Annotated in this window: 11 protein-coding genes and 2 pseudogenes; 6 read left to right on the top strand and 7 right to left on the bottom strand. The window is 69.2% G+C overall.

The genetic code is table 11. From position 1 onward, the window contains the following. Positions 1 to 185: 185 nt before the first annotated feature. The gene (locus ACFPZI_RS25420; RefSeq protein ID WP_381367265.1) at positions 186 to 1,451 is read right to left on the bottom strand and encodes an IS701 family transposase; all 1,266 of its coding nucleotides are present in this window, start codon (positions 1,449 to 1,451) and stop codon (positions 186 to 188) included. A 407-nt stretch (positions 1,452 to 1,858) separates the two neighbouring features. Between ACFPZI_RS25420 and ACFPZI_RS25415 the strand changes: the two genes are divergently transcribed. From ACFPZI_RS25415 to ACFPZI_RS25400, 4 genes are all read left to right on the top strand, one after another. Then, entirely contained in the window at positions 1,859 to 2,143 is a 285-nt protein-coding gene (locus tag ACFPZI_RS25415) for a transposase (RefSeq protein ID WP_381367256.1), read from the top strand. A gap of 512 nt (positions 2,144 to 2,655) precedes the next feature. Then, positions 2,656 to 3,279: a reverse transcriptase domain-containing protein gene (locus ACFPZI_RS25410; RefSeq protein ID WP_381367253.1), complete on the top strand. Its 624-nt coding sequence runs from the start codon at positions 2,656 to 2,658 to the stop codon at positions 3,277 to 3,279. Continuing rightward, a complete protein-coding gene (locus ACFPZI_RS25405) occupies positions 3,276 to 4,085 on the top strand; it encodes a group II intron maturase-specific domain-containing protein (RefSeq protein ID WP_381367250.1) in 810 nt (269 codons plus the stop codon). Before ACFPZI_RS25410 ends, ACFPZI_RS25405 begins: the two co-directional genes overlap by 4 nt. Before the next feature lie 322 nt (positions 4,086 to 4,407). Then, the gene (locus tag ACFPZI_RS25400) at positions 4,408 to 5,610 is read left to right on the top strand and encodes a transposase (protein WP_381367247.1); all 1,203 of its coding nucleotides are present in this window, start codon (positions 4,408 to 4,410) and stop codon (positions 5,608 to 5,610) included. A gap of 291 nt (positions 5,611 to 5,901) precedes the next feature. On the opposite strand, the gene ACFPZI_RS25395 is transcribed toward ACFPZI_RS25400, so the two are convergent. Further along, positions 5,902 to 6,315, bottom strand: coding sequence for a Zn-ribbon domain-containing OB-fold protein (locus ACFPZI_RS25395; protein WP_381367244.1), 414 nt, complete (start codon positions 6,313 to 6,315; stop codon positions 5,902 to 5,904). Between the two features lie 304 nt (positions 6,316 to 6,619). Here ACFPZI_RS25395 and ACFPZI_RS25390 point away from each other — a divergent pair. Further along, positions 6,620 to 6,918, top strand: a pseudogene (locus ACFPZI_RS25390) (transposase); the annotation flags it as partial. Between the two features lie 466 nt (positions 6,919 to 7,384). Here the strand turns inward: ACFPZI_RS25390 and ACFPZI_RS25385 are convergent. Continuing rightward, positions 7,385 to 8,092, bottom strand: a complete 708-nt coding sequence (locus ACFPZI_RS25385) for an SDR family NAD(P)-dependent oxidoreductase (protein ID WP_381367262.1) — start codon at positions 8,090 to 8,092, stop codon at positions 7,385 to 7,387. A gap of 143 nt (positions 8,093 to 8,235) precedes the next feature. Between ACFPZI_RS25385 and ACFPZI_RS25380 the strand changes: the two are divergent. Beyond that, positions 8,236 to 8,523, top strand: a pseudogene (locus tag ACFPZI_RS25380) (LysR substrate-binding domain-containing protein); the annotation flags it as partial. Positions 8,524 to 8,908: 385 nt separating this feature from the next. Here ACFPZI_RS25380 and ACFPZI_RS25375 read toward each other — a convergent pair. The 4 genes from ACFPZI_RS25375 to ACFPZI_RS25360 all read right to left on the bottom strand — a co-directional run. Beyond that, positions 8,909 to 10,681 (bottom strand): acetyl/propionyl/methylcrotonyl-CoA carboxylase subunit alpha, encoded by a 1,773-nt coding sequence (locus tag ACFPZI_RS25375; RefSeq protein WP_381367259.1) that lies wholly within the window; start codon positions 10,679 to 10,681, stop codon positions 8,909 to 8,911. Beyond that, entirely contained in the window at positions 10,678 to 11,142 is a 465-nt protein-coding gene (locus ACFPZI_RS25370) for a cobalamin B12-binding domain-containing protein (RefSeq protein ID WP_381367241.1), read from the bottom strand. Before ACFPZI_RS25370 ends, ACFPZI_RS25375 begins: the two co-directional genes overlap by 4 nt. A gap of 19 nt (positions 11,143 to 11,161) precedes the next feature. After that, positions 11,162 to 11,356 carry an acyl-CoA carboxylase subunit epsilon gene (locus tag ACFPZI_RS25365; protein WP_381367239.1) on the bottom strand — a complete coding sequence of 65 codons (195 nt, stop codon included), beginning with the start codon at positions 11,354 to 11,356 and terminating at the stop codon, positions 11,162 to 11,164. A 9-nt stretch (positions 11,357 to 11,365) separates the two neighbouring features. Next, positions 11,366 to 11,546, bottom strand: a 181-nt coding sequence (locus ACFPZI_RS25360) for a carboxyl transferase domain-containing protein (RefSeq protein ID WP_381367236.1), incomplete at its 5' end; no start/stop codon positions are given.

The raw sequence follows: 11,546 nt of genomic DNA, 5'->3' as shown, positions 1-11,546 counted from the left end.
GACCTCGATGCGACATGGAAACAGCATACGGACTTACAGCTGAAATTTCTGGCGCATCACACTAGTAGGGCTTTGTTAGGTTCTGTGATGGGGTTGTGGGGTCGGCGCTGGCCGGCCGCATATCGAGCAGGCGCCGGTCCAGGTGGCCAGCAGGGCCTGGAGCTGGCGGAGGAGCGCGTAGAGGGTCAGGCCGGCGCAGGGACTTTTGGGTCGAGCCGCAGCAGGGTGCAGAACGCCTGCGCCAGTGCGGCGAGGGTGACATGCCGGTGCCAGCCGTAGAAGCTGCGGCCCTCGAAGTGGTCCAGGCCCAGGCCGTCCTTCAGTTCCCGGTAGTCGTGCTCGACTCGCCAGCGGATCTTGGCGATCCGCACCAGGTCACGCAAGGGGGTGTCGGCGGGCAGGGTGGACAGCCAGTAGTCGGTGGGCTCGGCGGAGCCCGGCGGCCACTCGGCCAGCAGCCAGCACGCGGGCAGCGAGCCGTCGGCGCCTCGGCGGATGGTGCGGTTGGCGGGGCGGACCCGCAGGGCCAGGAAGCGCGAGCGCATCGCGGCGCGGGGGTTGTGCTTGCCGGTCTTGCTGCCCTGGCGCCAGGTGACGGTCCGCGCCGCGCCGCGTCCGGCGGCCAGGGCCAGCGCGCGCAGGGTGGTGTGCGGCTGGGGGTCGGCCGGCACGGGCGGGCGGCCCCGGCCGCTGTAGGGCGGGCGTTCGGGGACCGCGTCGCCGGGGTGGGCGGTGGTGGTGGTGGCCTTGACCGCGACCGCGTAGGCCAGGCCGCGCTCGGTCAGCCCCTCGCGGAAGCCGGTGGCATCCCCGTAGCCGGCGTCGGCGACCACCGGCAGGCCGGGCAGCTCCCACTCCTCGCGCACCTCGTCGAGCATCTCCAGGGCCAGGCGCCACTTCTCCCGGTGCCGCTCGGCCTCGGGGACACCCGCCCTGACCCGTCGCCTGCGGATCGCCTCGGCCGGCAACGCGTCTTCGCCCTGTCGGGTGTCGTCCCAGCTCTCGGGGAGAAACAGGCGCCAGTCGACGGCCGAGGAGGCCCGGTCGGACACCAGATTGACGCTGACCCCGATCTGGCAGTTGCCGCGCTTGCCCAGCGCGCCGCAGTACATCCGGGCCACACCCGGGGAGTCATAGTCGTCCTTGGGAAAGCCCACGTCGTCGATGGCGTACGCCTCCGGCGCGATGTGCGCTGCAGCCCAACGGGCCTGCTGTTCACGGACCTTGGTGTAATCCCAGGTGGAGGAGGAGACGAACTGCTGGAGCTGCTGGTGGTCCACGCCCAGGCGTTCGGCCATCGGCTGCATCGACTTGCGCTTGCCGTCCAGCATCAGCCCGCGCAGGTACAGCTCGCCCCTGGCCCGCTGGCCCCGCCGCGGCAGCGAGCCCAGCATCTGGGCCGCGAACGCCTCCAGGCGCGGGCGGACCGTCTCCATCTCCTCAGGTGTCAGAGTGCGGTAAGTGATGGTCTAGCTAATTTCGCACCACTTCGTCCCAGTGGGTAGCAGGCCCCTGACCTCGGCTGTCGAGCCAAACCGGGGAGCCGGAGCCGTGCGCTCGGTCAGGGCGGCGATGTTGATCATTCGACCGCCGGAATCGCCCCGTTATGGCATGTCATCACATCGGTGTGAAACGGCAGGAAACATCACTTACCGCACTCTCACACCTGAGCTTGACTCTGTCGGGGATCTTGAAGTTTCCCGGTGCGCCGGCGTGATCGGCGGGCATGCTCGGGATGTTCCGAGAGCCCATGCAGTTGCCGAGGTGTCCGTTGTCGCTCCGTCCTCGTTCCGGTGAGCACGTCCCGCCTCTGACCGTGCAGGTTGCGCGGGCGAGCAACCCGGATGGTACGACGGCGATGTGGGTGAGGGACCGGCTGGACGAGCTGTGGTGCGACGAGGACTTCGCGGGCTGGTACCCGCGTGATGGACGCCCCGGCCTCTCGCCCGCCCAGTTGGCCACCGTCCGTGTGCTGCAGTTCCTGCTCGGCCTGTCGGGTCGTCAAGCAGCGGAAGCGGTGCGCTGCCGCATCGATTTCAAGTACGCCCTGGTGCGCCACGAGGCGCCGCTATTTCCGGGCGGGGGTGAAAGACCCCCGCCGCTGGTCTGTCGCAGCAGGCTGGCGAAGCTGAGGGCAGCCTGACCGCGGAGACGCGCGGGAGGGTGGCAAGCAGCCCCGACAACGACGGGACGTACCGGCACTGCCAGACAGTACGGGCCCGGCAAGCGAGACGAGAAGCCGTACGAGAGGAACCAGTGCCCGAAGCCTCGTAACACTTGAACCGGCTCGAACCTGGTGGATCTGGGCCGGGTGCAGTGCGCGTGACTGCCGAAGGGCGGTGGTCGCGACTCCGTCACCGGTGAAGCGTGCCGGGGGCGGAGGCCATGTTGAAAGCCTGCGGCGTAGGCATGGCGATGCTGCCGGGGTACAGCTGGGCGGCTCACTCGACAACCGGATAGCGGTGAACGTGGGAAGCGGTCCGATGCCGCCCAAGGCCCGGCAGCCGCCCGGGCGGAGGGCAGGCCCGTCGTCGGCTGATGGCACCGGATCGTGGCGGAGTCCTCGTAGTAGTCCGAGCGCGCGAGAGGCGCGTACATGGCGAAGGAGGACAGCAAGTCAGCAGCCGAAGGACTGGAAGACCAGGAGGGTCGTTGGTGAACACCGACGAGCTGGAGTACGCCCTGATGAAGGCGGAACGCCGGGTACTGGAGATCCAGACGAAGCTGCACCGATGGGTCCGCGAGGGCCCTCATCGCAGGTTCAGTGATCTGTTCAACCTCGTTGCCGACCCCGCGTTCCTGTTGGTCGCGTGGGCTCGGGTGCGGGGCAACAAGGGAGCCCGCACGGCCGGAGTGGACGGCGAGACCGCCTACTACGTGGAGACCGTGCGGGGCGTCGAGAAATTCCTCGACGGACTGCGGAACGCGATCAAGGACCGCAGTTTCTGCCCGCTCCCGGCCCGGGAACGGATGATCCCCAAGCCCGGCGGCAAGCAGCGCCGTCTGGGGATCGCGACCGTGACCGACCGAGTGGTGCAGGCATCCCTCAAGCTGGTGCTGGAGCCGATCTTCGAGGCGGACTTCCTCCCGTGTTCCTACGGGTTCCGCCCGAACCACCGGGCCCATGACGCGGTGGCCGAGGTCCGCCACTTCACCTCCCACTCCTACGAGTGGATCGTGGAGGGCGACATCAAGGCCTGTTTCGACGAGATCTCGCACGCCGCCCTGATGGACCGGGTGCGCGCTCGCGTCGGAGACAAACGCGTCCTGGCCTGGTGAAGGCGTTCTTGAAGTCCGGGATCCTCGGGGAGGACCGGGTGTTCAGGGAGACCAGCGCCGGAACCCCGCAGGGATCAATCCTCTCCCCGTTGCTCAGCAACGTGGCCCTCTCCGTCCTGGACGAGCACATCGCCCGGGGGCCGGGAGGTCCGGCGAGCACCTTCAACGACCGCCAGAAACGCCGCCGTCGCGGACTGCCGAACTACCGGCTGATCCGTTACGCCGACGACTGGTGTCTGGTCGTGTCGGGCACCAAGGCCGACGCGGAGGCGCTCAAGGAAGAGGCCGCCCAGGTCCTCTCCACGATGGGTCTGCGCCTGTCGCCGGAGAAGACGCTGGTCACCCACATCGACGAGGGCCTCGATTTCCTCGGCTGGCGCATCCAGCGCCACCGCAAACGAGGCACCAACAAGCACTACGTGTACACCTATCCGGCCCGCAAGGCCCTCGCGGCCGTGATGGCCAAGGTCAAGACGCAGTGCCGCAGAACAGGCACGGACGTGCCCTTCGACACCCTGCTCATCTGTCTGAACCGGATGCTGCGGGGTTGGTGCGCCTACTTCCGGCCGGGAGTGTCCAGCGCCGTCTTCCAGTACCTGAGCTCGTACGTCTGGGGCCGGGTCATCTGGTGGCTACGACGCAAACACCCTCGGATGAACTGGAAGCAGCTGCGCCGCCGCTACTGCGGCGGAGGCTGGTGGCCGGCCAGCGAGGAACGGGAGCTGTTCAGCCCGGCGAGAGTGCACACCACGCGCTACCGTTACCGCGGATCAGTCATCCCCTCCCCATGGCCGATCACAGGATGAGGCCAACCCTCAAAGGAGTACCGGGGCTTGTGGAGCGCCCGTTGCGGTGAGAGCCGCACGGCGGGTGCGGGAAGCGGCCCGGAGAAACGGCCCGGCCGAAAGGCCGGGACCGCGCTCCGGGCCGACTTCACGCACTGGAGCTGGACGATCCCGGCTTCCACACAGCGTGCTGGCCGACTTCCGCGAGCGCCTTGCCCAGACGACCGCGCCGACCGTCTTCTCAAGTTGGCGCTCGCGCGCCTGAAGGAGGCCGGACTCGTGCACGAGCGCACCACGCAGTGCGTGACCTGACCCGGCTGAACTGGTCACCGAGGCCGTCCGCGTGGTGCTGGAAGAAGTCGCCCGCACGGCCGGGCACCTTCTGGACGGCCTGGTCGACGAGGAGTGGGGGCGCCGCTACGGCCGTCCGGTCCGCCTGGGCAAGAACCCCACCCGCCCCGAGACCAGGATCCTCGCCACCGGCAACGACGCCGTCCGGCTCCTGGAACACCTCTACCGGCACGGAGCAGACAGCGTGTCCGGCCCTCGCGTCCAGGCCCTGCGTCAGATCGTGGTGCAGAACTACCAGCGCGGCTCCGCGGGACACCTGCGCTGGCGCACCGCCGAGACGGAAGACGGGCCCGGGCTGCCGCCCTCGTCCCGGGCGATCGTCTCCCCGTATGACACCTCGGCCCGCTATGCCCGCCACGGGCACATCATCAGCTGGAAGGGGTTCTCCGCCCATCTGACCGAGACGTGTGCTCCCGACGGCCCCAACGTGATCACGGACGTGGCCACCACCGCATCCACCACCCACGACAGCAAGGTCCTGCCCGGCATCCACACCCGCCTGCACCGCCGCGGTCTGCTGCCCGCCGAGCACCTGGTCGACAGCGGCTACACCTCCCTGCCCCACCTGGAACAAGCCGCACGTGATCACCAGGTCACCGTCTCCGGGCCGCTCCGGGGCAATCCCACCCGACAACACCGCCGAGGCGAGGGCTTCGCCCGGGACGACTTCCACATCGACTACGACCGCCGGCAGGTCACCTGCCCCCAGGGGCAGGTCAGCCGGGACTGGCACGGCCCCTACCCGACCTCCTCGCCCACCGCGGCTCCGCTGATCGTGGCACGGTTCACCAAAAGCCAGTGCCACCCCTGCCTGGCCCGCGCCCAGTGCACCACCTCCCGCGAAAGCACCCGCACCGTCGGCTTTCCTCCGCGCGAACTCCGCGACCTGCAACTCCGCATCCGTGCCGAGCAGCAGACACCCGAGTGGAAAACCCGCTACGCGGTCCGCTCCGGAGTGGAGGGAACGGTCAACGAGTTCGCCCACGGCCACGGCATGCGCCGCTGCCGCTACCGAGGGCAGGGCAAGGTCCACCTCCAGCACGTCCTGACCGCCATCGCCATCAACATCGAGCGCCTCAGCGGCCTCCCGCCGACCGAGGAAGCACCCCGGCCACGCCGACCGACCGCTTTCCAGACCTACCTCGATCAGCACGAGATCTCCCGGCCGAAGTCCTGGCGCACCCTGGGCACCTGACCTCGGCAACTCCAAGATCCCCGACAGAGTCAAGCTTAGGGAAACGGGACAAACCAAACCTCGCGGCAGCCATCACAAGCAGCAAAGCTGCATAAACGACAAGCCTAGAGTCACCACTAAATCTGGTGCCTACCCGGCGTCGCTCGCCCGGCTCGGTTGCGTCTATGCCGTGTGCGCGGTGCTGACGCTGGCCGCGGTCGCGGGGCACGAGGGGCCGGTCACCGCTTTTGGTGCCGTATCGGAGCGGAGCCGGGGACGGGTCCCTCAAACGCCCGCTCACCTGACGGCCAGTCAGGTACAGGCGCGGTACGGCTCGTCGATCAGCTGGAAGACCGTCTCACCGCGCACCGGGTCCTTCGCCGTGGACAGCCGGACCCGGTCGCCGCCGTGGATGCCGATGGGCGGGCCCATGACTCGGCCGCGCACGACGAAGCCCTCGCTCATCTCGATCAGCGACACGTTCCGCGCGGCGGGGGTGTTGCGGTGCACCACCGTGGAGTGGCGGACCGTGCCGACGCCCTCGCTGCGCTCGGTCCGCAGTTCGCTGCCCCGGCAGACCGGACACAGCAGCCGGTGGTACACGGCGGTGCCGCACCAGGTGCAACGCTGGAAGTACAGGGCCTCCGCATCGCGGGACCCGGGCGCGAGAAGGTCGGTCGCAGAGCCGGCCGCCGGACGAACGGCGTTTCCTGAGAGGTGATACACGCTGGACAGCTCCCTGCGCTCGGACGGAAATCCCGCGTGCGCGACGCACCCGTGCACGCATGTGCGCGGTCTCCGTGCCACCGTGCACGACCCCAGAGTACGGCACTCAGTACCGTTTATAAAGCACTCAGTACCTTGATTTGAGGCCCGTGCGGTTCGGCAGCGCCGAAACAGGACTGACGGTCAACCTCTGATCCCCGAAGGCGGCATCACGAGTTCATCCTCAGTAACGTCGCTGAAGTTGACCGGCGACTCCGCCCGCTCCTTCGGCGTCACGGCCGTGGAAGGAGCACGTCGAGTGGACGTGGTCGGCATACGCGTCGATATCACCGTCCAGCCGCACGAGGCGGTCCCCGCCACCCCCGCCTGGTCAGGCAACGGTCCGCCGGCCGGTTCCCCGCTACCGGCAGCCACCGGTGACGGCGGCAGAACTGGCAGGGGCCGCCGGGCGGGAAACCTTCAGCCAGGCGACCTGGCGGGAAGGCTCCCGCGGTCCGATGACCTCGCGCTCCTCGGATGTGGGTCCGGCCGGCCGGGGTGCGCTCGCGTCGGCTGGCCCAGGCAACCGCGGTGGCCGAGCACGGCCGGTGGGACGGCGTCCTCCGATTGATCTTGACGAGGCAGCGAAGAAGTGTGCGGGTGTGATGACGCGGTCCGGCTGGACCTCGTCACCGCCGCGGGGCGGGGAGTCGGGCGCGAGCACTCCCCGCTCTTCGCTTCTTCGCTGCCGAGGACACGAAGGTCGTCGTGAACGCCCGGGAGGCCGGACCGAGGGCAGCGGTGCCGGCCACACCCTGACGCGGCAGGCTGCCGAAAAGATACAGGCCGCCGGCGGACAGGCCGTGGCGAACGGTGACGACGTCGTGGACACTGTCGCTGTTCGGCGGGACTGGCCGGATCTCCGCAGCCATGGATCATCTCGGTCCTGCGGTCGGCCCGCCGCGCAGCGGGCGGCCTGGCGATCTGCTCTGTTCAACCGGCCTTGTCGCAGTTGGCGGCCGTGCTGGTGGAGCCCTCACGTCCGGCGTACCGCACCACCTCGGTGCGAGCACGCTCGGCCCGTCGGCGGTCAGCGCAGCAGGCAGCGCCCCCCGTCGAGCATCAGGGTCGCCCCGGTCAGGTAGTGGAGGTCGGTGGCCAGCGCCACGACGGCGGGCGCGATGTCATTCTCCGGATCGCCCAGATAACCGAGCGGGACCTGCTTGATGATCGCTGCCCACTGCTTGGGCGCCTCGCCCCGAAACTGCTGGGCTTCCGCAGAGATCGCAGCGGGGCAGATCACGTTCACCGTGATCCCGTAACGCCCCCACTCGCGAGCGGCGTGTTTCGTGAGCCCTCGGATCGCCTCCTTGGCCGAGCCGTACGGCGCGAATCCCGGGTCGCCCATGACACCGGTCGAGGACCCCATGTTCACGATGGTGCCGCCACGCTCCTTCATGCGCGGGAAGCACGCCTGCATGCCGTACAGAGTCGCCAACGGACCGCCCTGGTAGGCGGCGAGAAAGACCTCGTCGTCGATGGAGTCGAGCAAGCGTTCCCCGCCACCGCCACCCTGGGCGTTGTTGACGAGGATGTCCGGCGGACCGTAGCGATCCACGGTCGCCTGCACCAGGCCTTCCATCTCGGCGCGGACATTCACATCGCACTTCATCGCGAAGGCTGTACCGCCTTCCGACTCAATCTCCCGGACGACGAATTCCACCTTCTCGGGCGTGCGGCCGGAAACGGCCACTGCGGCGCCTTCCCCAGCCAGCCTCCGGGCGACACCCCGGCCGATGCCCTAACCGGCTCCGGTGACGACGGCGACCTTGTCCTTGAGCCTGTGCATGCAGCTTCCCTTCTTGCGCGCTCTCGGTCAGCGATGAGACGCAGCTCTCGCTCCAGCCAGCCTCGAGCTCGCACCGGCGTCATTCTGATCGTCCTCTCGCTTTCGACCAGGCCTGCGCCGCACAGAACCTCCAACCCGCGATCGCGCTGCAAGTCAGCGCCGCGGGCGCCATTGCCGACCTCGCCGCCCGCGGGCTCGCCGTCGCCATCCTCAGCGACCCCATGGCCGCGCGCTACCGTGACCGATTCACCGCCTGCACCATCGAAAACGTCGATACACCCGCATTGCTCGCCCTGATCTGGAAGAGCACGCGCAGCCCAGGGGTGTGTGAGTTGCTCGCGTACAGTCGGCAAGCATTCACCAAGGCCGATCCTGCTTAGCGGGAACACCAAGCTCCACTCGATGTGTGTTCGGACTTACTTGGGCAGCGCAAAAGACGCCGACCCCGCGACTTCACCGCCAGCGGGCACGCGATCCTGGCGCCGCGCCTGTCGTGGACCACACCAATCACCCCGTCGCTGGTCTCGCGATCACCTACCCGATGAACTCCCTCAGGGTGGACCAGCGGGCAACGATCACCCGAGAGGTCCTTTCCACAGCCGGCGAGCTCATCCGGCAAGTCGGCGGCTCGCACTCACCGAATGCTTGACGGCCGCCCGGTCGGGGCCCGCCCGAGGCATCCGTCGGTACACCGTAGGCCTCGACAACGGACTGTTCGTCGCGCTGTCGAGGCATACGGTGTGGGCGCCCGTTCCCTTACCGAAATCAGTCCTTGATCTCGCAGATGACCGCCCCGGACGTGACGGACGCGCCGACCTGTGCGCTGAGGCCCTTGACGGTGCCGGAGCGGTGGGCGTTCAGCGGCTGCTCCATCTTCATGGCCTCCAGGACGACGACGAGGTCGCCCTCCTCGACCTCCTGCCCCTCCTCCACCGCGATCTTGACGATGGTGCCCTGCATCGGGGAGGCGAGGGTGTCACCCGAGGCCACGGGACCGGACTTCTTCGCCGCACGGCGCTTGGGCCTGGCCCCGGCCGCGAGACCCGTGCGGGCCAGCGACATGCCGAGCGAGGCGGGCAGGGAGACCTCGAGGCGCTTGCCGCCGACCTCGACGACGACCGTCTCCCGGTCGACCTCCTCCTCGGCCTCGGCGTCCGCGCCGGCCGTGAAGGGCTTGATCTCGTTGACGAACTCGGTCTCGATCCACCGGGTGTGGACCGTGAAGGGATCGGCGGAGCCGGTGAGCTCGGGGGCGAACGCGGGGTCCCTGACCACGGCGCGGTGGAACGGGATGGCGGTGGCCATCCCCTCGACCTGGAACTCGTCCAGGGCGCGGGCCGCCCGCTGGAGCGCCTCGGCGCGGGTGCGGCCGGTGACGATCAGCTTGGCCAGCAGCGAGTCCCAGGCCGGGCCGATGACCGAGCCCGACTCGACGCCCGCGTCCAGGCGCACGCCCGGACCGGACGGCGGGGCGAACGTGGTGACCGTGCCGGGGGCGGGGAGGAAACCGCGTCCCGGGTCCTCGCCGTTGATGCGGAACTCGAAGGAGTGGCCGCGCAGCGGCGGGTCGTCGTAACCGAGCGCCTCGCCGTCGGCGATGCGGAACATCTCGCGGACGAGGTCGACGCCGGCGACCTCCTCGGTGACCGGGTGCTCCACCTGGAGGCGGGTGTTGACCTCCAGGAAGGAGATCGTGCCGTCGACGCCGACCAGGAACTCCACCGTGCCGGCGCCGACGTAGCCGGCCTCCTTCAGGATGGCCTTCGACGCCGAGTACAGCTCGGCGACCTGCGCGTCGGACAGGAACGGCGCCGGGGCCTCCTCGACCAGCTTCTGGTGCCGGCGCTGCAGCGAGCAGTCGCGGGTGGAGACGACGACCACGTTGCCGTGGGTGTCGGCCAGGCACTGGGTCTCCACGTGCCGCGGCTTGTCCAGGTACCGCTCGACGAAGCACTCGCCGCGGCCGAAGGCGGCCACCGCCTCGCGGACCGCGGAGTCGTACAGCTCCGGCACCTCCTCGAGGGTGCGGGCGACCTTCAGACCGCGGCCGCCGCCGCCGAACGCGGCCTTGATCGCGATGGGCAGGCCGTGCTCCTTCGCGAAGGCGACGACCTCGTCGGCGCCGGACACCGGATCGGGCGTGCCCGCGACCAGGGGCGCGCCGGCGCGCTGGGCGATGTGGCGGGCCGCGACCTTGTCACCGAGGTCGCGGATGGCCTGCGGCGGCGGGCCGATCCAGACGAGCCCGGCGTCGAGGACCGCCTGGGCGAAGTCGGCGTTCTCGGAGAGGAAGCCGTAGCCGGGGTGGATGGCGTCGGCATCCGATTCGCGGGCGGCCTTCAGCACCTTGTCGATGTCGAGGTAGCTGGTCGCGGGAGTGTCACCGCCCAGGGCGAACGCCTCGTCCGCGGCGCGGACGTGCAGAGCGTCGCGGTCCGGGTCCGCGTAGACGGCCACGCTCGAGATACCGGCATCCCGACAGGCTCGGGCCACGCGGACAGCGATTTCGCCACGGTTGGCGATGAGCACCTTCGTCAGCATGCCGACTCCACCACGTTCATCCGGGCGGCACTGAGGCGGTCGGTCGTCTTGACGATGCCTCGGATGTCCGCGCCGGGGGTGAACACTGCATCGACCCCCATGGCCTCCAGCGCACTGACATCGGCGTCCGGGATGATGCCGCCGACCAGGATGCGAACGTCAGCGGCATCCTCCCGCGCCAGCAGTTCGATCACGCGCTGCACGATCGTCAGGTGAGCGCCCGAAAGGACGGACAGGCCCAGGATCGGCGCGTCCTCGGCGATGACCGTGGCGACGATCTGCTCCGGGGTCTGGTGCAGACCGGTGTAGATCACTTCGTAGCCGGCGTCGCGCAGAGCGCGAGCGATGACCTTGGCGCCGCGGTCGTGGCCGTCGAGTCCAGGTTTTGCGATCACCACGCGGGCTCGTGGTGCTGGGGCCGCAGAGCTGTGGCCCGCGTGCTGCTGCAGGACATTCATGGTGTCTCCGATCAGGTGTTCAGCAAGGCAGGACGGGCGTGAGCCAGCCGGTCATGCCATACGCGTGCGGTGTGCGCAGCAGAAGGCGGCGCGAGCCCCAACCGGTGGGGCGTGGAGGAACGGAAGGAAACACCGGTGCCCGGGCGACGGACAGCACGGAGACCACGGCGGCCAGCTCCTCCCGGTTCGGGTTGCCCCGTACGACCTTGATCACGTCGGCTCCTTACAGGGGGATGTTGCCGTGCTTCTTCGGAGGCAGGGATTCCCGCTTGGTCCGCAGCTGACGCAGCCCGCGGACGATGTGCCGACGGGTGTCCGACGGCATGATCACCGCGTCGACATAGCCGCGCTCGGCCGCCACGTAGGGGTTGAGCAGCGCGTCCTCGTACTCCTGGATCAGCCGG

Source organism: Streptomyces chlorus (genome assembly GCF_042655885.1).
Classification (GTDB): domain Bacteria; phylum Actinomycetota; class Actinomycetes; order Streptomycetales; family Streptomycetaceae; genus Streptomyces; species Streptomyces chlorus.
Note: the sequence above shows the minus strand (reverse complement) of the source record. Positions and strands in the feature narration are given on the sequence as shown.